Annotated in this window: 15 protein-coding genes; 8 read left to right on the top strand and 7 right to left on the bottom strand. The window is 57.4% G+C overall.

All coding sequences use genetic code 11. The features are described from left to right. Nucleotides 1-36: 36 nt before the first annotated feature. Together ACOZ42_RS13890 and ACOZ42_RS13895 are read right to left on the bottom strand one after the other, a co-directional pair. On the bottom strand, nucleotides 37-2,139 hold the full coding sequence (locus ACOZ42_RS13890) for an acetate--CoA ligase family protein (protein ID WP_059318278.1): 2,103 nt from the start codon (nucleotides 2,137-2,139) through the stop codon (nucleotides 37-39). 34 nt (nucleotides 2,140-2,173) lie between these two features. Then, nucleotides 2,174-3,172, bottom strand: coding sequence for a Bug family tripartite tricarboxylate transporter substrate binding protein (locus ACOZ42_RS13895; protein ID WP_131070895.1), 999 nt, complete (start codon nucleotides 3,170-3,172; stop codon nucleotides 2,174-2,176). Between the two features lie 340 nt (nucleotides 3,173-3,512). Between ACOZ42_RS13895 and ACOZ42_RS13900 the strand changes: the two genes are divergently transcribed. Genes ACOZ42_RS13900 through ACOZ42_RS13910 form a run of 3 tightly spaced genes read left to right on the top strand, consistent with a single transcriptional unit; the run spans nucleotide 3,513 to nucleotide 6,446 of the window. Next, nucleotides 3,513-4,499 carry an MDR family oxidoreductase gene (locus ACOZ42_RS13900; RefSeq protein ID WP_059318276.1) on the top strand — a complete coding sequence of 329 codons (987 nt, stop codon included), beginning with the start codon at nucleotides 3,513-3,515 and terminating at the stop codon, nucleotides 4,497-4,499. 46 nt (nucleotides 4,500-4,545) lie between these two features. Then, a complete protein-coding gene (locus tag ACOZ42_RS13905; RefSeq protein ID WP_426345275.1) occupies nucleotides 4,546-5,697 on the top strand; it encodes a CaiB/BaiF CoA transferase family protein in 1,152 nt (383 codons plus the stop codon). Next, nucleotides 5,694-6,446, top strand: coding sequence for an enoyl-CoA hydratase/isomerase family protein (locus ACOZ42_RS13910; protein WP_426345276.1), 753 nt, complete (start codon nucleotides 5,694-5,696; stop codon nucleotides 6,444-6,446). Before ACOZ42_RS13905 ends, ACOZ42_RS13910 begins: the two co-directional genes overlap by 4 nt. Nucleotides 6,447-6,558: 112 nt before the next feature. Here the strand turns inward: ACOZ42_RS13910 and ACOZ42_RS13915 are convergent, their stop codons facing one another. Then, entirely contained in the window at nucleotides 6,559-7,308 is a 750-nt protein-coding gene (locus ACOZ42_RS13915) for an IclR family transcriptional regulator (RefSeq protein ID WP_003801784.1), read from the bottom strand. 429 nt (nucleotides 7,309-7,737) lie between these two features. On the opposite strand from ACOZ42_RS13915, the gene ACOZ42_RS13920 reads away from it, so the two are divergent. Then, on the top strand, nucleotides 7,738-8,265 hold the full coding sequence (locus ACOZ42_RS13920; RefSeq protein WP_051010430.1) for a DUF2478 domain-containing protein: 528 nt from the start codon (nucleotides 7,738-7,740) through the stop codon (nucleotides 8,263-8,265). A gap of 122 nt (nucleotides 8,266-8,387) precedes the next feature. On the opposite strand, the gene ACOZ42_RS13925 is transcribed toward ACOZ42_RS13920, so the two are convergent. Then, nucleotides 8,388-11,714: an autotransporter outer membrane beta-barrel domain-containing protein gene (locus ACOZ42_RS13925; protein WP_426345277.1), complete on the bottom strand. Its 3,327-nt coding sequence runs from the start codon at nucleotides 11,712-11,714 to the stop codon at nucleotides 8,388-8,390. Nucleotides 11,715-11,901: 187 nt separating this feature from the next. Then, nucleotides 11,902-13,860 carry an alkyl/aryl-sulfatase gene (locus ACOZ42_RS13930; protein WP_301605985.1) on the bottom strand — a complete coding sequence of 653 codons (1,959 nt, stop codon included), beginning with the start codon at nucleotides 13,858-13,860 and terminating at the stop codon, nucleotides 11,902-11,904. A gap of 154 nt (nucleotides 13,861-14,014) precedes the next feature. Between ACOZ42_RS13930 and ACOZ42_RS13935 the strand changes: the two genes are divergently transcribed. After that, a complete protein-coding gene (locus ACOZ42_RS13935; RefSeq protein WP_426345278.1) occupies nucleotides 14,015-14,773 on the top strand; it encodes a hypothetical protein in 759 nt (252 codons plus the stop codon). Here the strand turns inward: ACOZ42_RS13935 and ACOZ42_RS13940 are convergent. After that, nucleotides 14,770-18,360, bottom strand: coding sequence for a BTAD domain-containing putative transcriptional regulator (locus ACOZ42_RS13940; RefSeq protein ID WP_426345279.1), 3,591 nt, complete (start codon nucleotides 18,358-18,360; stop codon nucleotides 14,770-14,772). The genes ACOZ42_RS13935 and ACOZ42_RS13940 overlap by 4 nt on opposite strands. 368 nt (nucleotides 18,361-18,728) lie before the next feature. Between ACOZ42_RS13940 and ACOZ42_RS13945 the strand changes: the two genes are divergently transcribed. Beyond that, nucleotides 18,729-20,375: a 3-(methylthio)propionyl-CoA ligase gene (locus ACOZ42_RS13945; protein WP_003801793.1), complete on the top strand. Its 1,647-nt coding sequence runs from the start codon at nucleotides 18,729-18,731 to the stop codon at nucleotides 20,373-20,375. 252 nt (nucleotides 20,376-20,627) lie between these two features. Here the strand turns inward: ACOZ42_RS13945 and ACOZ42_RS13950 are convergent, their stop codons facing one another. Further along, nucleotides 20,628-21,245: a LysE family translocator gene (locus ACOZ42_RS13950; RefSeq protein WP_003801794.1), complete on the bottom strand. Its 618-nt coding sequence runs from the start codon at nucleotides 21,243-21,245 to the stop codon at nucleotides 20,628-20,630. A gap of 351 nt (nucleotides 21,246-21,596) precedes the next feature. On the opposite strand from ACOZ42_RS13950, the gene ACOZ42_RS13955 reads away from it, so the two are divergent. Continuing rightward, nucleotides 21,597-22,454, top strand: a complete 858-nt coding sequence (locus ACOZ42_RS13955; RefSeq protein ID WP_059318270.1) for a LysR substrate-binding domain-containing protein — start codon at nucleotides 21,597-21,599, stop codon at nucleotides 22,452-22,454. 620 nt (nucleotides 22,455-23,074) lie between these two features. Beyond that, nucleotides 23,075-23,398, top strand: coding sequence for a metalloregulator ArsR/SmtB family transcription factor (locus tag ACOZ42_RS13960; protein ID WP_336580067.1), 324 nt, complete (start codon nucleotides 23,075-23,077; stop codon nucleotides 23,396-23,398). Nucleotides 23,399-23,414 lie beyond the last annotated feature (16 nt).

Here is a 23,414-nt window from a genome sequence, read left to right on the forward strand (position 1 = left end):
TCCTCCTGGGTATTTTTAAAAGAATCGATCTTGGTTTTATGCGCCTATGGACAGGCGGGCATCGACGGCGTGACAACGGGTGGCCGCCACGATCAATGGGTTGATATCCAGTTCAAACTCGGTGTCGCGCAGGTCGTGAGCCAGGAAGCTGACACGCACAATCGCATCGAGCACCCCGGCCCGATCCAGCATGCGCCCCCGGTATCCCTGCAACAGCTTGTCGATCATCAAAGTAGACAAGAGTCGATCCGCATCAGCCAGAGTCAAAGGAGCGGCGGCAATCACCCGATCCGAGAGCATTTCCACCAAAATGCCGCCCGCCCCAAACACCACCACCGGACCAAACTGCGCATCCTGACGTGCTCCAATCAACAGCTCCACATCGCCTTTGGCCATGGCCTGCACCAAAACACCTTCCAGACGGGCATCCGCCTTATAGGCTTTGGCATTCGCGTAGAGCCGGGCAAAATCCCGTCGCAAGCCAGCCTCGTCGGCCACATCCAGCGCCACCCCGCCCGCTTCGGTTTTATGAACAATGTCGGGAGAGACAATCTTCATCACCACCGGGTAACCCATCTGCTCGGCCTGCGCCACGGCCTGTTCCACGTCCTCACATACCTGGCCCAGATTCACCGGCAAGCCGTAATGCGCCAGCAATCGTTTGGACTGATCTTCATTAAGAACACCACGCGGCATCACACTAGGAGCCTGGCAGGCACTGGGGCGCATCGCTACCTGACGCGGCACGAACTGCCCATGACGTTTCCAGGCTGACAAGGCCAGGGCCGCCTCCAGACTGGAGCTGGCATACGCATGGCCGTGCTGGGCCAGCTTCTGCCGCAAAGGCTCGGATGTTGCACCGGCATCAAACGCCACCATGACGGGCTTGGCCCAGTGCGGTTCGGGATGGATGATTTTTTCAATCAGAGCCGCCATCCATTCCTGCGGACACATGGAGGCCGTAATCAATACCGCATCGCTTTGCTGATCCTGCATCAGGGCATCCAAAGTGGCGCGGGCCACTTCGGTGCAATCCTGGGTCAGACGGGCGCCCAGATCCACCGGGTTATCCGCCTGCCCGGCCGGGTAGTGGACAGCCAAGGCATGCTGGGTAGAAGCAGAAAAGCCGGACAGCTCCACGCCCTGCTCTGCCAAGGCATCTGCGGCCAGGGCTCCGCCGCCGCCCGAGGGCGTCACAATCGCAACTTTGGAAATCGTGTTGCTGGTAAAGCGCACCATGCTGTTTGCCAACAGAAGCATGGCTCCCATATCGTCCATCAGGCTGATGCCTTCATCGCGGCAGACACTGGCAAACACATCATGGTCCCCGGCGACACTGGCGGTATGCGAAAAGGCGGCTGCCTTGCCCGCACTGGAGCGCCCGGCCTTGACGGCCAGCCAGGGCTTGCCCGCGGCCTGCGCCCGGCGAGCCGTACGGCGCAAGGCCTGTGCATCCTTGATGCCTTCGATATAGGTACAGATCACCTGCGTCTTGGGATCATCAATCAAGAAATCCACAAAGTCGCACAGGTCCAGATCTGCCTGGTTACCTACCGAGAAGCCATAGGTAAAGCCGCCGCCCATCGCCCATGCACGATCAAAGTAGGTGGTCATCAAGGCACCGCTTTGACTGACAAAACCAATCGGACGCTCGGGCAGGCTATCCCTGTCCAGCACCGGCGACGAACACAACACCAGCTTGCGGCTGGGGCTGATCATGCCCAGGCAGTTGGGTCCGATCAGACGCATGCCCGACTCCCGGCAAATGCGCAGCAGCGCCTGCTCGCGCTCCAGCCCGCGCTCACCTGCATCAGCAAAGCCCGCCGAGATCACCAGCAGACCACGCACTCCCATTTGAGCCGCCATCTGCGCCTGCTCCAGAACGGTATCGGCCCCCACCGTAAACACGGCCAGATCCGGGGCGCTGTCCAGCGCAGCCAGACCGGGCACAGCGGGCAAACCAAACAGACTGCTGCGACTGGGATTGATGGGCAGGACCTTGCCGCCATACCCGTGCTTGAGCAGCATGCGAAACAGTCGCCCGCCAAACTTGGACTGATCTTCCGAGGCGCCGACCAAAGCTATGGATGCCGGGTCCAGCAAAGCGTCCAGCGTGCTGGCGCAAGTGACGGTTTCCATCACGTTTGTCTCCTGTTGGTGGTTCCGTGAGCGTTTAGTTATCGCTCATCTTGATAGTCTTGAGCAGCTCGCTGTAATAAGCCCGGCTCTTTTCCAGATCCTTCGCATAGGCATCGCCATCTTTCCAGCTGGCGCTGACACTGATACGGTGGAAGCGTTCCTGCGTTTGCGGTTCGGCCAGAATTTCTTCGGCGGCCTTGGCCAGCTTGTTCATGACATCGTCAGGTGTGCCTGCCGGTACCGCCAGTCCCCAGAACCCCTCAAAAGGCAAGGCCAGATCAAAGCCCGCTTCCTGAGGAGTGGGCACGTCCGGCAGTTCTGGATGACGCACGCTGGCGTACGTCACCAAGGCTTTGGCCTTGCCACTTTTCACCAGCTCCAGCCCCACCCCATCGATAAAGAAGTCAATGTGATTGCCCATGAGGGCCGTCATGGTATCTGCCGAGCCTTTGAAGGGGACGTGCAGCAGGTCCAGCTTCTGGGCATTTTCCAGAATCTCTCCTGCCAAGTGGCCTCCAGACGCAATACCGGCCGAGCCATAGGTCAGGGTGCCGGGCTCTTTGCGCGCCAGTTCCACAAACTCTTTCAGGTTGGAGACGGGCAGGTCATTGCGTACCGTCATGATGGGAAGATAGCCAGCCAGACTGCCGACAAACTCAAAACCTTTTACCGGGTCATAAGGCACATCGCGTATATAGGGCAACACGGTAAAGGCCGTGCTGGTCGCCAGCAACAAGGTATAGCCATCAGGTTTGGCGCGCCCCACCATCGACGTTCCCAGCGAAGTGGTGCCGCCGGGTCGGTTCTCAATAACGACAGGCACGCCCAGCTTGACGCGCAGGCGGTCGGCAAATACTCGCGCCAGGTTGTCACTGTTGCCGCCGGGGGGATAAGGAACCACAAAGGTCACTTCACGGCTGGGGTAGGCGTCAGCCGCACTGGCCGCCGGTACAGAAAAACTGCTGACTGCAGCCAGCCCCGAGACCAGCAAAGTACGTAGCAACCCGGTGGGCGAAAAAAAAGAACTGGACATGATCCTTGCCTCCTGTGTGAGGGAGCAACCCTCTTTTGTTCCAATATATAGAACGCTGTTCTTGTTTTTGATATTAAAAATGCCGCGTAAACGGCTTGAATACAACAGACAGCAACAACACAAGCAACTGAGGACAACGGCTCAAATATAGGGAGATTTGATTTCAAGTGTCAACTATTAATCCCCCTCGGGATTTCCCCAGTCTGTTGATCCTGGTGCTTTAGGCTTGACCGCAACGCGCTTCTGGATAAAATGAAAATACTGCTTTTTTTATGTCATTTTGAAGAACGCTGTTCCAAATATCAGAACACAACTCTTAACTGATCGAAGGAATTCATTCATGTTCTCTGCCATTGTCATCGACAAAACCGACGGCCAATACAAAGCCAGCCTGCAAACCCTGGACGAGTCCGCCCTGCCCGAAGGCCAGGTCACGGTTCGCATCGACTACTCCACCCTGAACTTCAAAGACGGTTTGGCCATGACGGGCAAATCGCCGGTAGTGCGTCAGTTCCCCATGGTGCCCGGCATCGACTTCGCCGGTACCGTCACTGACAGCAGCGACCCGAATTTCAAGCCCGGCCAGAAGGTAGTGCTTAACGGCTGGGGCCTGGGTGAAGTGCATTGGGGTGGCCTGGCCCAGCAGGCACGCGTCAAGGGCGATTGGCTGATCCCCCTGCCCGAAGCCTTCTCCACCCAGCAAGCCATGATGATTGGTACCGCGGGCTACACCGCCGCCCTGTGCGTACGTGCCTTGCAGCGCCAGGGCGTCACGCCCGACAAGGGCCCGATTCTGGTTACGGGAGCCGCGGGTGGCGTAGGCAGTGTCAGCGTAGCCCTGCTCCATGCCCTGGGCTACACCGTGATGGCCAGCACGGGCCGCCCTCAAGAAGAAAGCTATCTGAAGGCGCTGGGCGCCAGCGAAATTGTGGACCGCAACACCTTGAGCGAACCCGGCAAGCCGCTTGGCAAAGAACGCTGGGCCGGTGCCATCGACAGCGTGGGCAGCCACACCCTGGCCAATGTGTGCGCGGGCACGCAGTACTTGGGCGCCGTGGCCGCTTGTGGTCTGGCTCAAGGCATGGACTTCCCTGCTTCCGTGGCCCCCTTCATTCTGCGCGGCGTGCAGTTGATTGGTGTGGATAGCGTGCATTGCCCCAAACCCGAGCGTTTGGCGGCTTGGGACTTGCTGGCCAAGCATTTGTCTATTGAAGCCCTGGAGCGCATCGGTGCCAGCACCATCACGCTTTCCCAAGCCATTGATCAGGCCGGTCAGCTACTGGAAGGCAAGGTACGCGGCCGCATCGTGGTTGATGTCAACGCTTAAGGCCGGGTCGGCCCCCCCTTTACCTGTCACGCTCTGGAGCTGATTCATGGATACGACATTGCCCCTGAACGGGGTTCGGATACTGGAATTTTGCAATGTGGCCGCTGGCCCGTACTGCGGTATGTTATTGGCCGATATGGGAGCCGACGTCATCAAGATCGAGCACCCCAACGGGGGTGACACCCTGCGAAGCTGGCCACCCATCAACCAGGGCTATAGCGAGAACTTTGCTTCGCTAAACCGCAACAAGCGTTCAGTAACGCTGGATCTGAAAAACCCCGATGATGTGGCCAAGGCACGCCAGCTGGTACTGGATGCCGACGTCTTGCTGGAGAACAACCGGCCCGGCGTCATGCAGCGTTTAGGGCTGGATTATGAAAGCCTGAAGGCCCTGAATCCCAGGCTGCTGTATTGCTCGATTTCGGCCTACGGGCAAAGCGGTCCGCGCTCGCAGGAAGGCGGCTTTGACCTGACCATCCAGGCCATGAGCGGCGTGATGAGCGTAACGGGCGAAGCCGGCGGCGCCCCGGTCAAGTGTGGTGTGCCGCTGGCAGACTTTGCTGCCGGTTTATATGCCGCTTTTGCCATCAGCGCCGCCCTGCCGCAAGCACGCGCCACCGGTCAGGGCGCGCATATCGACGTCCCCATGCTGGGTACTACGCTGGCCATCGCTGCGCTGCAAACCTCGGAATATTTTGGCAGCGGCCGCGATCCGGACAAGCTGGGCTCCGCTCACCCACGCAATGCTCCCTATCAGGCATTCCAGTGCAAAGGCGGTTACTTCGCCATGGCAGCGGGCAACGATGCACTATGGCGATCTGTCTGTCAGGTCGTTGAACGCCCTGATCTGACCGAGGACGAGCGTTTTACCAGCACCACCTTGCGCGCCAAACATCAAGATGCCTTGCGTGAACTGCTGGAAGCCATTTTTGCGCAACACGACTCCGAACACTGGCTGGCTCAATTCCGTGCCCAGGGCGTACCGTGCAGCCCCATCAACCGCTATTCCGACGTCTTGCGCGACCCGCAAGTCGAGCACATGCAATGGGTGCAAAACATCCGCCTGCCGGGTACGGATATCGAAACCCGCACCTTTGTCTCGCCCCTGCGTATCAATGGGGTGGGCTTGCCCGTCCGTCTGGCACCACCCGCGCTGGGCGAGCACAACGACAGCATCCTGCACGGAGTCACCCCATGACCGCGCGGTACGGCAGCAGCAGCCCCAGCCTGAACGTGGACTGCCAGGATAAAGTCTGGACCCTGACACTGAACCGGCCTGACAAGCGCAATGCCTTGTCAGCCGAGCTGGTAGAAGCCTTGATCGCGGCCGTGCAGGCCGCAGAACAGGCCCAGGCCGATTTATTGATTCTGCGCGGGGAAGGCCGCAACTTCAGTGCGGGTTTTGACTTCAGCGACTACGAGCAGCAAAGCGAAGGGGATCTGGTACTGCGATTTATCCGCATCGAAACCCTTCTGCAGCTGCTGGCTCACACACCATGCGCCACCTTGGCCCTGGCGCATGGGCAAAACTTTGGGGCAGGCGTGGATTTGATTGCGGTCTGCCGTCAACGCGTCGCCAGCGCGGATGCTCGTTTTCGCATGCCTGGACTGCAATTTGGCCTGGCACTGGGAGCCGGCAGACTGGCGGCCTTGATTGGCGGCCAGCAGGCTCATCAGCTCCTGGCAGGCAGCCAGGTGTTTGATGCTGCCAAAGCAGAGCAACTGGGTTTTATTGAAGGGATACAAGAGCCTGACACATGGCCTGCTGTCATCGAGCAGGCGCAACAGACAGCAGGCTTGCTGGACGCAACCAGTCGCACCTATCTGCATCAGTTAACCGGCTGCCCACAACAGGTTGATCGGGATATGGCGGCCTTGGTGCGCTCTGCGTCCGCACCCGGTATCAAACAAAGAATTGCGGCCTTCAGGCAGGCCGCGACGTCTTGAGTTCTTTGGTTTGAATTGAACTGTCCCAAAAAACTGGGGCAAGCTCCAAACTGTGACAACCGCTCAAAGCCGGGCTGCTTCATCCAGCCCGGAACCTATCCGCTACAGCGGTTTAGCGACCGCTATACCCTAATCGGCGCGAGATCTGCGCGGCGGCCGTCACCAGTGTTTTACCGGCCTGCACCAAGCGGGCCTCCTCCAGCCGTTCCGCAGGCCCGGAAATCCCCAAAGCCGCCACCACCATTCCACGGCTATCGTAAATAGGCGCGGCCGCGCCCACGACCTGTTCACGCCATTCGCCACGATTGAGTGCAAACCCTTGCTCGCGCACCTGCTCCAGCTCGCGACGCAGATCACCAAACTTGACCAGGCTACGGGGGGTATAGGGCTTGAGGCGGTTCTTGAGAAGATTGAGCGTGTCTTCACTGGCCCAGGCCAGCAGAGCCTTGCCCGTGGCCACGCACTGCGCAGGCGAGCGTCCGCCCACGGTGGTGTAGGCTCGCACCGGCTGCGGACTGTCCATCTTTTCGATATACAGCACCTCTACCCCATCGAGCAGCGAGAGGTGGACGGTTTCCTGAGTCTGCTCGGCCAGCTCTTTCATGAAGGGCAAGGCCTCCGTCCGCACATCCAGCCGGTTGGCCAGGCCCGAGCCCAGCTCCCAGAGCTTCATAGTCAGCTCATAGCGTCCGGTGTCTTCGTTCTTGCGCGCAAAGCCTTGATGAACCAGCGCCTGCAGCAAACGATGCACATTGCTTTTATTGAGCATCAGTTGATTGGCCAGCTCGGTCACGCCTGAGCCTCGTTCGTGCTTGGCCAGGGCTTCCAGGAGCACCAGGCCCTTAACAAAAGTCTTGTCCAATCGAATATCCCATCCATCACTAAAAGTGCATGAATTGTCTCATGGAACCGGACTTCTGCCTGTGAGAGTGGGGGAACTGACTCAAAAACAAAACAGACTGCTCGACCTTTGCCTGTTCATCTAAAGCATTGCACCTGGCACGCGCCTGTCCGCAGGATTGAGGGCTGGCTGGCGGACTATTATCCCACTCACTCTCCCCTGACAGATTGACCTGCAAGATGGCAAACGTGTCGGTGGGCTGACAGGTTGCAGCCTGTCACGCGAGAAGCCCGGGGTATCAATTACACATGGACGCCCTCTGCGTGCCCTCAAAATAGGCCAAGCATTACCCAAAACACAATCTCACTTGCCGCTTCCCAGCCTTTGCCGAAAGCGTGTAAAAAGAGTCTTTATGCCATGAATCAAAAAGCAGACCGGAGCTCAACCCTGATGGACACCCCTTCTACGCCCGTTGCCCTTGCCGCCATCGTACATGCGGGCAAAGGCAGTGCTGATGCCCTGCTGCTGGAATTCATACAGGCGCTGCGCGCTCAACATTACCGTGTCTACGGCCTGGTGCAAGGCCCCGCTATCCAGAAGGGAGATCACAGCCTGCGCACCGTGCAGGATCTGGACAAAGGCACCCTCTACCCCATCACTCAGAATCTGGGAACCGAATCCAGCGCCTGTCGCCTGGATATTGGCGCCTTGCTGCACGCCAGCGAAGTGCTACGACAGGCGCTGGACAGTCATGCCGATCTGGTGATTGTGAATCGTTTTGGAATTATGGAAGCCGATGGTCAAGGTTTTAACGACGAAATCCTGGCCTTGATCGATAAAGGCTACCCGGTACTGACTGTTGTGTCTCATACCTACCTGCCTGCATGGCGCGCGTTCACAGGGGGCCTGGCGGTGGAACTGGAGCCCGAGCATCAGGCGCTGTGGAACTGGTTCGAGAGCAGCCGTCAGGCCGCCTGAACCGGACGCCTGACCGGACTACGTTGAGCGAGCTTGCCTGACTGCCGGAGTCGCTCCGCCAGCCAGGCAAGCTGACGGGACACACACAGACAGCAAGCGTTCAAAATGACGACTAACAAGGCCTAGAACGCCCAGTTCAGCGACACATTGCCCGAGATATCCGCCCGGCTATTGCCCAGTAAACGGGTTCCCGCCGACACCCCCACACGCAAACGCTCCGAGCTTTGCAGCGTCAATCCTGCGCGCAAGGCCAGCGCATGACTGTCGACCCGCGCATAGCGACCATCAAAACCCGTCTGGGGTGAGGCTTCAAACCGTGCGTACTGCGTCTGCTTGCGGCCTAACAAAGCCTGCTCCCAGGACGCGGACACTTCGGCCTGCAAACGACGACCCTGTTTCAGCTCCCAAGCCTGGCTGACCGCCAGACCCAGCGAGGCTTGCAAGGACTGGGCACGGGTCGAATCCAGCTGCAAGCGGCTGCCTGCATCGCCTTGCTCACTGAAACCGGGACGGCTGTAACGCAGGTAATCCAGAGCCAGAACGGGACCTATGCTGCCAGCCTCGCCCAAGGGCCAGTTATAGGCTGTCTGGATGCCCGCTGCAAAGGTGTGACCGGTCCAGTCGGACTTGGGGTTCGCTTGATAATCAGAAAACGCGATGCGTCGGTTCAGCTTGCCCTGCTCCAAACCCACACGGACTTGCGCCAGACCTTGCCAACCCTCGCGAGCATCGGCACGATACAAGGCATGGACGCCGGCGCCCAAACCCGTCAGCGTGCTCTTGCCCTGATAAGGGGCATCTATATTCAAACTCTGCTCATTGGCAGTTGCATGAGCGCCCAGGCTCCAATCGCTGCCAGCAGCGCGATGCTCCGCGCCGAACACCACCCCGTAAGTCTGACTGCGATGGTCGACCTCATTAGCACTTAACTGCCAGTGGTAACGGCCCCCAAAAGGCTGAATAAAGGTTTGCCATCCATCCTTGCCCAGACCAGGTCGCTGACGCAGTTGCTCGGACACCAGTTGCTCTCTGCGCAAGCTGGCAGCCAATTGCGCCCCGTACGCGCCGGCACTGAGCTGATTGAGTGCGTCACCGATCTGGCTGCCATCCGCGCTGGAAAAGTCTAGCGCCTGGTAGACAGACGCCAAGGGACGCTGATTGTCAGTAGAAGCCTGCTCCAGACTGCGGCCCACGGCCCCTGCATTAGGATTGCCTGCATAGGACGAGTAAGCCGCCGCGTCACGGCTAACCGACCAACCGCCGTTATTGACCTGAACACGCAGGCTGGGCGAGTTCAGGCTGGCTGTCAGCAGATCAAATCCACCCTGAGTCTGTGTGGCCTGAAAGACCGTGTTCTGGCTCAGGGACCAACCATCGGCATACCAGTCCGGCTGCAACTGCACTTTCAGTTCACCAGCCAGTTGAGCCAGCCCCTGCACCTCGATCCGATCATGCTGACGCGTGTCCGCTTCAATCAACACCCGGCCTTCGGGGGCCTGAATGAAATCGCCTTGAATCGTCATCTGACCAAATGAATTACCCGGACTCAAGGTACCGTGGTTACTGAAGTTGCCTTCCGGATTGATGACGTAACTGCTGTTGCCGCTGAGCGTGGCGCCTGCATCCACACGCAGACCATGCAATTGATGCTGGCCATTGAGCGAGCTTTCCCCGCCCGCAATCACGACGGCCAGATTATCGACACCCTGAATATTACCCTCGTAGCGCAGACGGAAATCAGGATCGGCCTGCCTCGTGGCGCGCCCTTGATCATCGGCTTTCTGCCCAAAATTCACATGGGTAACAAACAGCTCGCCATTGCTTTGGCGAGTGGAATAGTCAGACAGGATATCGCCCTGAATCCGGGCCCCCTGCAGGACATTGATATTTTCAACCTGTGCATTGTCGGAAATCTGAATGGCCGCTTTCCTGCCCGACAACAGGCCGGACAGGTGGTAGTCCTTGATCAGCGCGCCCTGCAAAGCCAAGGGTAATTCCTCGGCGGCAACCAGGGTGCCCCGGAAATTCACCAACCAGGAGCCACGATAGTCACCTCCCTCAATACCATCTGCAAAACTGCCCATGGCGTTATGACCGAAGTCAAACAGCGCGGCAACGCCGTCCTCTCCCTCAGCGCGTACTTCGCCCCGCTGCACAATCGTGTGTTCGCGACCATAGCTGAACTGCAGGCCGCGGCCATACCAGCCTTGCGCGTGAATACGGGTACTTTCGGGAATGATGAGTGTGTTTTCGCTGCCATCCACGCGCACACCGACTCCGCCGGGACCGGCACTTAACAAATCAGCCGCCTGGGTCAGGGTGTTGCGCTCCCCATAAATATGCAACCCCACGCCTTGAGTAGCCTGGTTGTATTGGCCCGGCAGATAAGCCGTCCCTTCGCTGTTTCGAGCAAAAAAACCATTTTTGCTCGTCAATGTGAGCCCATCGCCGTAGACAGAATAGCCATAGAAATTACGTCGGTCGATCTTCAAGCCCATATCCTGCAAGGATGCCAGCTCCGCTTCCATCATCGTGGTGTAATTGCGATAAGACTGGTGGCTCATCAAGCTGTTGCGCAGCTCTGAATGCGCCATATAATCCGTATCCACCCCGAATGGCTGCGTATTTACATAGCCCAAAATCCGCACCGGTATGCCGGGCATGGCGCCGTCCATGACTTCCTGCACATGCTGGCCCGTGAAATAGCCCTGGTCCTTGCGCAAGTCAAACGCGTCTGGGTCGTAAGCGTTATTGCACATCGAGCACAGCACCGCCTGTCCGGGCCGGGCCGCATTGCCATTGTCATCGCGCAAACCCTGCGCCCATGACGTCAAAACCGGACGGATGTACGGCGTATCCGACCCTAGTCCCCAGGCGTCCACGGCCACACCAATCATTCCCATCGTATGGCCAAACTCATGGAACATGACAGCCGCATAATCTGCCTGGGCATTCAGGGGAAGTTGGCTGGGCCGAAGCGCAGCGGTATCAAAATCGATGGTTCCCACCACAACCTCGGCAAGAGGGTGCTTAAGTTGATCGCTGTCCAGCTTATTGAGTAAGGCAGCCTGAGGCAGAAGCAGGTAAAGCGAGCCTGCGGAGTCTGGGTCAGGCGTCACCGTGGTGCCCGCCCGAGCATCCTGACCGCCTACTGTGCCAATATTGATAATGGCGGGCACATGCCCCGGCTTCAAAGAGACGATTTCTGCCCAGCGACTTAAGGCGCCTCGAATTTTCGCATGCGCATTATCGTCCAGATCAAAAACGGATCGTGGCCCATTGACCGGATCATCGATAGAGTAGGAGCCATCCTGCGTACCGTAAATGCGTAGTTCAAATACAGCCTCCCCTTTCTTGTTATGGATCGTTTCAGACTGATAGGCTTGAGCGCTCACCGACGCTGCCAGCAAGACACCAGCACTGAACAGGGATTTCAAGGTCGCGGACATAAACAAAGGTTCCTGGCTTGAGTGTGGCACAAGGCGTCCCTGGCCATAAACCCACCACAGGCCGCCCTCGAGCCAGCACCTTAATGCAAATAATGCACAGAAAACGTTTAATCCATACCCGCCAAAGACCCTTGTCGTCGCATCGCAACAAACACTCGGTCAAGCCACGCGGTCCTGAGCACCGTCCTCAAGGCGTCACGATGTTGAACCACAAGCCAGGCTCCTCAAACAGACCTCCAAATTCCTGAAACTTACGGCCCAGACCTTGAAGCTTGGCGCGATCCGTTTTCATGGCCGTTTTCCAGTCCAGCATCTTGCCTTGAATCAGCTTGAAATCCGCCAGACTGACTGACATGGTGGCTTGAGCCGGCAAACCGGGGCGCGTACTGTAATTAAGCACCGAATTGCCAATGCTGACGGTATACGTCGTGTCCATATCCACAAAATGAAAAGCAACAGTCAGCTCCTTGTCTTTGACCTTCTCGTCGTCCAGACGCACGGCCATCAAGTCAAACATCATCTCTGGGGTCAGGGCAGCGAGCAGATCGGCATTATTGTTGGGAGGCACAGGTAGATCCGGCGCACCCTTGCGCAGCTCCAGGGCCCCTTGCAGATAGATGGACCGCCACGGCCCGGACTCGGCCTGATAACCCAGTTGCTCGTAGCTATTGGCCAGCAATTGGCGTGCTTCTGCATCTTTCGCATCGGCAAAGACCAAATGCTTCACCACCATGGCAACCCATCTATACTCACCGCGATCAAAGTCTTCATTTGCTTTTTGCAGGAGCCGATCACGCCCTATGTATTCCACATACTTCGCCCCTGCTGCCGTTGGTGGCAAGACATCCAGACTGGAGGGATTGCCGTCGTACCAGCCCATGTAGTACTGATACACCGCCCGTGCATTGTGTTTAAGTGAGCCGTAATAACCGCGCGTTGCCCAGTCTTTCTGCAAAGACTCGGGCAGCTCGATCAGCTCGGCAATTTCTTCGCCGGTATAGCCCTTGTTCATCAGGTTCACACTGCGATCGTGAATGTACTTGTACAAATCACGCTGCTTGACAAGGTAATCGTGGACCTGCTCCTTGCCCCACACAGGCCAGTGGTGCGCCTGAAACTTCACCTCCGTGCTGTCGCCAAACAGGTCAATGGTTTCATTGATGTAGTTGGCCCATTGCCTGGCATCCCGCACCTGTGTACCGCGCAAGGACAGAATATTGTGCATGGTGTTGGTCGTGTTCTCGGCCATCCACATGGCTTTGAATTGTGGCAGATAGGTATTCATCTCTACCGGAGCTTCAGTGCCCGGTGTCAGTTGCATGACCATTTCAACGCCATCAACCACCAGTGTTTCACCGGATCTTGATATCGAACGCGTCGGTGCAATCAAGGAGACCGAACCCAGCGGATTGGTCATGCCCAGCCCCGAGCCTACGCTATGCTCCGGGCCGCGCGGCAAGAAGGCCCCATACATATAAGTCGCACGACGCTTCATGGCATTGCCTGCAATCACCCCCTCGCTGATGGCATGCTCCACAAAACCTTCTGGCGCAATGATCTGCACCTGTCCTGAGTCCACCGCGGCCTGATCCACCAGTCCCTTGACTCCGGCGTAATGGTCTATGTGGGAATGACTGTAAATAATCGCCTTGATAGGGGCGGCCTGCACATGTTTTTGCAACAAGGCATACGCAGCAGCGGCCGTTTCGGTAGAAGTACCCACATCAAACACAATCCAGCCGCTTGTGCCGCGTACAAAGGTGATGTTGGACAAGTCATAGCCGCGCACCTGATAAATATTGTCCGTCACCTTGTACACACCATCGAGCAAATTCAACTGCGACATGCGCCACAAACCGGGATGCACCGTGCTGGGAGCAACGCTATCTGGCTTGATAAAGGCCTTGTAAGAATCCAGATCCCACACCACATTGCCGTTCACGCCTTTGATCTGCAGGCTGGGCTCGCGATAAATCAAACCGCGCTGGGCGTTCTTGAAGTCCTGGGTATCATCAAACGGGAGTGTTTTCATCCATTGAGCATGGCGCTCCTGAGTTGCCTGCGTGGCAGGCGCGGCCTGTGCCTGAACCAAACCCGCACTGACTACTGCCGCCAGCATGACTGTTCTTATTGCTGCATGTGCCATGGCACGCTCCTCCTGATGGGCTTTTTCAACAAGCGTCTCATTCTGCGAGCAAAGCGGACCCGATAGCCCAAAGGGCGACTTTGCCACAGTGGCCCGCTTTAAATGCTTTTTCAACGCCGCCTTCCTACCTTCAGTTTTTCGAGGAGGTATGCATATGCAAAAGACAATATTTGGCCTGTTGGCCACCAGCCTGATCAGCTCGGGGGCCCTGGCCCAGTCCCAGAACGACGCCAATAACCCGTTAAGCCCCCGGCCCATGGTCAGCTTGCACGACTACTACGTACCCGAGCTGTACAAGCTCGAGAATGCGTGGGCAAATCAGACCGTGCTGCGTGCCGTCCTGCCCAACAAGACCTTTGGTCTGCCGCAGCTGTGGCGTTTGAATGTACCGATTGTGGCCTTGCACCACGATCGTCTGAGCAGCAAATCTGGCTTGGGCGACATCACGTTCATGGATGTATTCATGAAAAACGCTGGTAGTTTTTCCTATGGCATCGGCCCCTTGCTGGTGATGCCTACGGCGTCGAACGATTGGCTGGGACAAGGCAAATGGCAAATTGGCAGTGCCGCAGCCTTGGTTGCCAGCAGGGACTGGGGGCTGGCAGGCGGACTGCTGACTTTTCAGCAATCCTTTGCCGGGGACTCGGACCGCGAGAGGGTCAAGACGGCCACCTTCCAGCCCGCCCTGTTCTATAACCTGCCTAATGGTTTTTACTTGCGCTCGAGCGGGGTGTGGACCTTTGACCTGCAAAACCATACCCATCACATTCCCGTGGGCCTGGGTCTGGGCAAAGTATTCAAACCTGGCAAGAGCGTGATCAACGCCTTTATCGAACCACAATACTCTGTCGATAAGAAAGGCGCAGGCGCACCAGTGTGGCAAATTTTTGCGGGTATCAACGTCCAGTTCTAACCGGGGTGGCGCTGAACCCACACACGACGTTCCGCCAGATCGGGGAGGTGCTCGCGTCGTTGCCTGAGCCAACCTTCATAGGCGTACAGGCCGCTGCGCAAGACTTCTTGCTGGGCCTGAGCCCAGCAAACCTGCGCCTGGTCTCTATCCGCACTGACCCAGGCCAGATCCCCCCTCAAGCAGTCAAGCTCTGGCAGATACAGGGTAGAAGCCCGCTCCTGCCCTATCTGGCAGACTTGATCCAGGGCTTGGCTGGCACGTTCAATTTCCCCTTGGGCCAGATGGCAGCGGGCCAAAATACACAGAAAAGCATCCGTCGCCAACGGCATGCTGCGCGCAAACTCAGGCAGCAAACCAAGCAAACGGGCCAGCTCAGACCTAGTCTCCTCACCTTTGACCAGGCGGCAATACAGCACATAGGTCTCGGCAACCGCACACCAGACACTGTCCGGCAAGACAGGCTGCAACGTGGACAGCAAAGCCTGACTACGTTCCGTCAGCACCTCCAGATCACCTTGCAAATACAGAATGCGCAGCATCTGAATTTCAGCAATTACCGCCGAAATGCGCGACTGACTTTGACTGGCCAGAAACTGGGCATGGCGGGCACTGGCCACACCCTGCTCAAAGCGCCCCTGCAACACCTGAGTCAAGCCCAACAGGCTATGCACCAAAGCCGGACAATGATGACCCAGGGCCGTATCCATGGCCGGAACGGGCTGTTCGTAAGCCAGCGCACGCAGCGCCTCGTCCAGGGCCAGCTCGGCTGGTTGCACACGGCCTTTCCAGAACAGGTATTGCGCTTCGGCGTACAGGCCCCAACCATACCAGGCGCTATGGCCCTGACGCCGGGAGTGTTCCTGCAACTGCTTGGCGTGAGCCAGACTTTCCGGCAGCCTGCCTGCGCCGTGCAGCATCACCCATTGCCCCCATAGCACGGGCAGATCATCCTCGCCGCCCTCGCTGCGTCCGGCCGCCTGCGCGTACGCTCGCGACACGGGTATGGCAGCAGGCCCACCACGACTGATCTCCAGCGCCCCCAAGGTGACATAGCTGTCGCGCTCGTACTGACGGCGCAACTGCACATCGCTCATGTACTGCAAGCTGCTCAAGACCTGCGACAACTGTTGTGCCGCCTGCAGGCTATCGCCGCTGCGCAGCGACGTATCAATGGCCTTGCGCCACCAAATGGCCGCTTGTGCGCTTTGGGCCTGTACCAGACAAGCGGCTATTTCTTCTTCTGCCTGCTGCATTTGAATCAGGCTATGGGCAAGCTTACCGTACAGGACTTTGCTTTCTTCCTTAGCAATCAAACGACGCAAGGCGGAACGCATCAAAGGGGCGCATACAATTCGGCCCTCGCTGTCTTGCTGCAACAAGCCTTTGTCCAACAGGCTGATCCTGGATTGCTCTACGACGCTCAAAGGCAAATTACAGGCCTGCGCCAAACCCGTAGGCGTGGCGCGTTCCCACAACACCATCATCAACAACACGCAGCGGCGATCCGCATCCAGTTGCTCCAGATCCAGCAGCAAGCGGTCTGCCAGACGGGGCACATAATTGAACGGCATGCCAAAGCGCTGTAAATGCAGCATGTCTTTAATCAGCATGGGATTGCTCAAACACTGAGCACGAATCTGCGCATTCGCCTCCGAGGAAAGGCGCTTGCCGCGTGCATAAAAACCGATCGCCTTGCCCACCTCCGACCCGGTTAAGCAGCGCAAGGTCATACTCTGGGCAAAGTCCAACGCCAATAGGCTCTGACGTGACAAGATCACTAGCAAGACTCCGGCCGGCTGCTTTTGAACCGCACTCCATATAGCCGCCAAGCTGTTTTGACAGCCGGTATCCAGCGCATCCACATGATCCAGAATCACCAGCACGGGCCGGCTCTGACTGGTAAAGGCCTGCACCGCCGCTAGCAGCAAATGGCACGGATCGGGCACCCCTGGAAAGCCTTCCGTTTTTTGACGATGCGCCTCTTGCAGCACCTGATCCCAATGGGGATCAGACAGGCCAAACCAGTCGCGCAGGCACTGACTTAAGGCCAGCGGCAAGTCCTGGGTGCCAATGCCGTCATCCAGACGAGCCTGCATCATCTCGCGCACGCCTTGCAGTACGTCCTGGCGCGAAAAATCAATCAGCAAGGGCTGCCCACCATCGCGCACAATGTAGCTGTGCAAGGCTTGGGCTAAACGGGATTTGCCCGACCCCAGATCACCATGAATTCGGTACGCGGCCTTGCGGGACAGGCGGCTGCACTGCTGCCATTGCGCCACCAACTGCTCGAACTCGGGCTGGCAGCCGTAAAGAGGGTCATTCATCCATTTCCCCTCTCCCAAACTGAAACACACCCCCTCCGGACCACGATGCTGCTTGATCTGCCAATCCGCCATCCGAGCAACAGCTTGAGCGCTCAACAGAATCTCACCATGCCTGGCCTTCCACACCAAAGGCATGACCAGTTGCCCGAACAGACTATGTGTATTGACCTGCTGTTCGTCCACTAAAGCCAAGCTGACGTGCACGACCTGACCGATGCAGATCCCCGGTGGTGTTCGCAAGGCACGAATCACACAGGCCAGCTCAACCGCCCGATTCACCGGCTCGGACTGTGCCTGTGGCCAAGCAAAGTGGGCCAGCAACGTAGACCCGCTGGACTGGCTTATCCATGCACCGTGCGCACGCAAAATATCAAGCAATTGCTCGTGCCAGGATTCCAGATAAGACACAGCCTGATCCGACATCAGCTCCCCATCCAGATGCACCTCAGAGTCATCGGCAGGCAGCCAGGACAAGGCCAAGGCCAGCGTAGCAACCGTGCGATGACTCTGGGTGGACGTTGGGGGGGCATGACTTGCGGCCACCGGCCATTGGGCTTCAGCCAGACGGCGTGTTTCAGGGTCCGGGCGTACTCCCAGGTACTGACGCAAAGCCTGCTCACAATGGGCATACGCTTGCAAGGCGGCCTGCCTGTCTCCTCTTTGCATCAAGGCACGGATCAAAAGGCGATGGTAGACCTCCTGCTCGGGAGCCTGCAGCACCCAATCCTGCGCCAGTGCAAGCGCCTGATCCCACTGATGGGCCTGCAAAACCTGCTCGAACAGACGGGCACGCACGCTGAACAACTCCAGGGTGAGGCGATCTTCCCAGCTTCGTCGCCAGGAAATGAACGCTTCGGCATCGGGGGATGGAATCGCGTCCAGAAAACGACCGCCATACAGGCTCAAACGCTGCAACAGACACGCGTTCTGCGCGGCATCGGCCTGCATGAATTCCAGCACATCCACCTGCACACATTCAGGCTTGAACGCCATGGCGCCTTCGGCGTGGGCGACCAGGCAAACAGCCTGCTCGCCCAAGGCCTTGCGCAACACATGCAAGGCATGACGCAAGCGTGATAGCGCCTTGTCGCGTGCCAGATCCGGCCACAGCATATGTGCCAGCCGCTCACGATGCAGCACTTTGCCGTTCGCCAGGCACAGCACCGCCGCCAGCAGTTTGACCTTGTCATAGCTCAGCGATGCGGTGCGATCCACCTGATCGACCGTAAAGCGAAATGGGCCCAGCAAACCTAGCACGATCATTGAACGATGCTCCGAGCACAGGGCTCTTTGCGCCCAGCCTCTCTCGTGTCAAATTGACAGCAAATCCGACACTATGTCTAAAAAAAGCTGTAATTAGCTGCCGATTGTACTCAACGCCCTTCTTTTTTCAATCAAAAGAGTGTTAATTGTGTCTAGAAATTTCCCCATCTCCTCGCTTCTGGGCAAGCCTTGGGATGGCGCAAACACCTTCAAACGACCACATAGACGCATCTGTGAGTTTTAGGCTACTGTTCTTGAAGAGGCCATGACAGTCAGTGGTAATCATTCATCCATTTGCTGCCCACATCCCATGCTGTCAGGCCGGCCTGCCAGTTCTGTTTGATTGACTCCCAGGGAGGATGGAAACCATGCTTGGCATGATGATGAATACCCCGCTGTTAGTGTCATCCATACTGCGACATGCAGCGAACTATCACGCAGACACAGAGATCGTCTCCCAAACCGTTGAAGGCCCGGTACACCGGTACACCTATAGCGACCTGTCCAAACGCAGTCAGAAGCTGGCCAATGCACTCCAGAACATGGGACTGAAACACGGTGACCGTGTCGCAACCCTGGCCTGGAATGGCTATCGCCATCTGGAGCTGTATTACGGTGTTTCCGGGTCGGGGCTGGTGTGTCATACCATCAACCCACGTCTGTTTCAGGATCAAATTGCCTACATCATCGAACATGCCGCTGATAGCGTCCTGTTCGCCGACCTGACGTTTATGCCGATTCTGGAGACCTTGGCCCCCCAGTTGTCCACACTGAAAGCCGTGGTCATCATGACGGACGAGGCACACATGCCCCAATCCGACCTGCTGCCCAATCTGCGCTGCTATGAGACCCTGATTGCGGCCGAATCCGACCATTTCGAGTGGCCCGTATTCGACGAAAATACAGCATCGGGCCTGTGCTACACCTCCGGTACCACGGGCAAACCCAAAGGGGTGCTCTACAGCCATCGCTCCACCATCTTGCACGCCTTTGCCCTGAGCCTGCCCGACGCCCTGTGTCTGTCGGCCAACGACACCATCACCCCCATCGTACCCATGTTCCACGTCAATGCCTGGGGTCTGCCCTACGCCGCCTTGATGGTGGGCGCCAAGCTGGTCTTGCCGGGCCCGAAACTGGACGGCGCCAGCCTGTACACGCTGTTTGAGAAGGAAGGGGTCACCATGACGGCCGGCGTACCCACCGTCTGGCTGGGGCTGCTGGACTGGATGCAGGCCAATGGCAAAACCTTCAGTAGCTTGCAACGTCTGGTGATCGGCGGCTCATCAGCTCCTCCGGTCATGATCAGCCGCTTCCAGAAGCTGGGCGTCCAAGTGCGCCACGCCTGGGGTATGACGGAAACCAGCCCCGTCGGTCTGGCGGCGGCCTTGTTGCCTAAACACGAGGCTTTGCCTGACAAGGAGAAACTCAAGTTGCTGGCCAAACAAGGTCGTCCTCTGTTTGGCGTCGAGTTCCGCGTGGACGGCGATGATGGTCAGCCTATTGCTCGTGACGGCAAGATGTTCGGTGCCATGCTGGTGCGCGGCCCGTGGATTGCCAGCGCCTACTTCAATAGCACGGATACCTCTGCCCACACCGAAGATGGCTGGTTCAATACGGGCGATGTAGTCACTATTGATCAGGACGGCTTCATCCAGATCGTGGACCGGAGCAAGGACGTGGTGAAATCCGGTGGCGAATGGATCAGCTCGATCGAACTGGAAAACATTGCCCAGGCTCATCCGGCCATCAAGGAAGCGGCCGTGGTGGCCAGACCCGACGAGCGCTGGGGCGAACGGCCAGTCCTGGTCGTGCAATTGCAAGACGACGCCACCTTCACCAAGCAGGACATGATCGAGTTATATACCGAGCAAGTCTCCAAATGGAGCATTCCTGACGATCTGATCGTGGTGGACGAACTGCCCCACACGGCAACCGGCAAGCTCTTGAAAACCGCCATTCGCAAGCTGATACAAGAGGAACTGGACAAATTGGCGGCCGACAAAAAGGCAAATTAAGGAACAGGCGTGCCGCGAAGGCGTAAGGCGGGGACCGCGGCACGGATGCCTTCCATTATTTTTACACCAATTTTCATTATTTTATTTTTTATTGTTTTATATTTTTAATATCAATAGCCATATTAAATACTTTTCTTTTAATAAAAAACAAAACCCATTAATTTTTTAATTGTACTGACAACGCCGTCTGGGAGACCAGACGGGCAAAGCATGCTGACATCCGGCCTGCGCCCGTAGCGTCAGCATGCCTCTTTATGACACCGCGTTGGCAAACAGTAGCGAGGCCCCCAAGCCAAACAAGGCCGCCCCAATCCCTCTGTCCAAGATCCCTTGTCGAGCCAGCAAAAGGGTACGCAAATGCATCGTTGAAAATGCCAGGGCCACGATGCTAAACCAGACCCAATGGAGCAAAGACATCAGCAAACCATAGGCCAAATTCAGCCACAAGGGCGCGTTTGGCTGCACACACTGTGTGAACGTGGCCACAACAAACAACATGGTTTTAGGATTCAGAGCATTGGTCAGGAAACCCATACCAAAAGCTTGCCAGGCGCTGGGCGTATTTCCCGTTACCTCCCCTACCGTCAGCCCAGCGGCGTTATGAAAAGTCCGGTAACCCAGGTACATCACGTACAGGGCACCCGCCCCCTTCATCAGCCAAAACACACCAGGCGACTGCGTAATCAAAATTGCCAGCCCGAACACGGTATAGAGTACATGCACCTGCACACCGACCGCGATACCCAGGGCCGAGATCAAGGCGATCTTGCGTCCAAAACCATAGCCATTGCGCGTGACCAGGGCAAAGTCAGGTCCAGGGCTGACCACCGCCAAAAGAGTGATAGTGGCAACTGCCAAGAGTTCATACATTTCTAACAAGCCTAAGTTTGATGAAATCGGGGTGACAAGCTAGATTGCCGCCCGCCAAAAGCAGGGGTTCGTCCTACACTCTACGAATGGGTTGGCCACGCTGAGCTCGTTCTGTCCATCGGCAAAAACTGCTTGCCTCAGACAGGGAGAATCCTTCCTGGCGACGCATGTATTCATCGAATATCCATCGTTCTTGTTATTCTTTATGAAAACAGCGCTAATTTTTAAACGATGAAATAAACTCCCCATAACCTTTTATTTAACTAGCTGACACAGAATTTCATTATTGATAATCCGGTGCTAATTTAAAAACGATAAATTCTGCGCCTTTTCTGTGAGTTTTCATTGACTATGCATCTTCCCAACCTCACGGCCTTCCGCTACTTCGACACCGCGGCTCAGGCAGGCAGTTTTGTGCAGGCAGCCCAACTGCTGCATGTCACTCATGGTGCAGTCAGCCGCCAGATTCGGGCGTTGGAAGAATCGTTAGGCGTGGAACTGTTTGAAAGACGAAATCGGGCCGTATTTCTGACACCGGCAGGCCGCCAGCTACTACACGTCACCACCCCCATGTTTGAGCGTCTGGAGGATGTGGTCCGTCAGTTGCAGCACACTCAGCGTGAGCATGCCCTGGCCGTATCCTGTGAGCCCACCATCGCCATGAAGTGGCTGATTCCCCGCCTGGGCAATTTCCATGCGCTGCATCCCACCATCACCGTGCATTTGATTACAGCGGGAGGGCCGGTAAACTTTGCTCAAATGGGCGTGGATCTCGCCATCCGTCGTGATGACTTTCATTGGGCGGACTCGGTCTGCGGCTTGAGGTTGTGCGAGGAAACGATCGGGCCCGTTTGCCAGCCCCATTACCCCTACAACGAGGAGGCGGGCCAGCAGGTGCTCATACAGAGCAGTTCCCGCCCTCAAGCCTGGGCCACCTGGGAGCGGCTGAGCGGCCAATCTCTCCACGCTGCCAACAAGCTGGAGCTGGAACATTTTTATTTATGCATTCAGGCCGCCATGTCCGGACAAGGCATAGCCCTGGTGTCGCGTTTAATGGTGGAAGACGAACTGAAAAGCGGTCAGCTCATCGCCCCGCAGGGCTTTATTCCGGACGGCTCGGCGTACTACCTGCTCTCTCCCCAGACTCTGGATCAGAATCCTCGCGCAGAAGTGTTTGCCGACTGGTTAAGTGAACAACTGACCGCCTAGCACTGCTCGGCTCGGCTGGCAAATCACACCATGCACCCAGTTGCTGGGCCCACGACTGCTCATGCCACTCATGCCGCTCATGCGGTGAGATCGTACCGATCGTTGTTCTGAACGCTGCTGTTGCCCTTGTTGCTATCCTTGCTGTTGCTCTCATTGCGCTTGCTGTGGTCTCTGTCCTGGCCGTTGGTATCTCTTCGGCGCTGGTCCCTGCTGCTATTGCTGTTGTGATGATTGTTGCCATGGCTATGGCTATTAGTGTGGTGTCTGCGTCTATCGTTGCCTTGACCTGCCCCTCCCGGAACTGAGCGTTCGCGATGGCCTTGGCTTCGGTCGTGGCCTCGGCCTTGGTGACGGCCCCTGCTCAGATCTTGGCCTCAATCTTGATCCGGCTCCTGGTCGCGGTCTGCGCTCGCTTCCGAGTTGGCAGGTGTTCCCTGTCCTGACCTCAGCCCCGGCTGGGGTCTTGGCCCTGAGCTTGACCAATACCGTAGCGATTGTCTTCATGCCTCAAAAGCATCCGTAGTCTGGAGTCTGAAGTCTGAAGTCTGAAGTCTGAAGTCTCCAAAAAACAAACATAAATATTTAGTTCAATGATTGTTGAATTATTGTATTATCGCCCTATGGAAGAATCTCACGTTATCCGCTCTCTGGCCGCTCTGGCCCATGAAGCCCGTCTCCGGGTGTTTCGCGCCCTGGTCGTCACCGGCCCATCTGGGCTGACGCCGGGCTCCCTGGCCGAACAATTGGGGATTGCGCCCAATGCTTTGTCCTTTCACTTGAAAGAGCTCAGCCATGCCGGACTGATTCACGCCGAGCGTCAAGGTCGCAATCTGTTGTACAGCGCCACCTTTTCCACCATGAACGACTTGCTCGCCTACCTGACCGAGAACTGCTGTCAGGGCGAGGATTGCGGCACCGCGCCAGACGCGTGCCGGCAATGCTAAACCGGCCTCGGAACGC

This window comes from Alcaligenes sp. HNGD-HTN06, assembly GCF_049932565.1.
Lineage (GTDB): Bacteria > Pseudomonadota > Gammaproteobacteria > Burkholderiales > Burkholderiaceae_B > Alcaligenes > Alcaligenes ammonioxydans.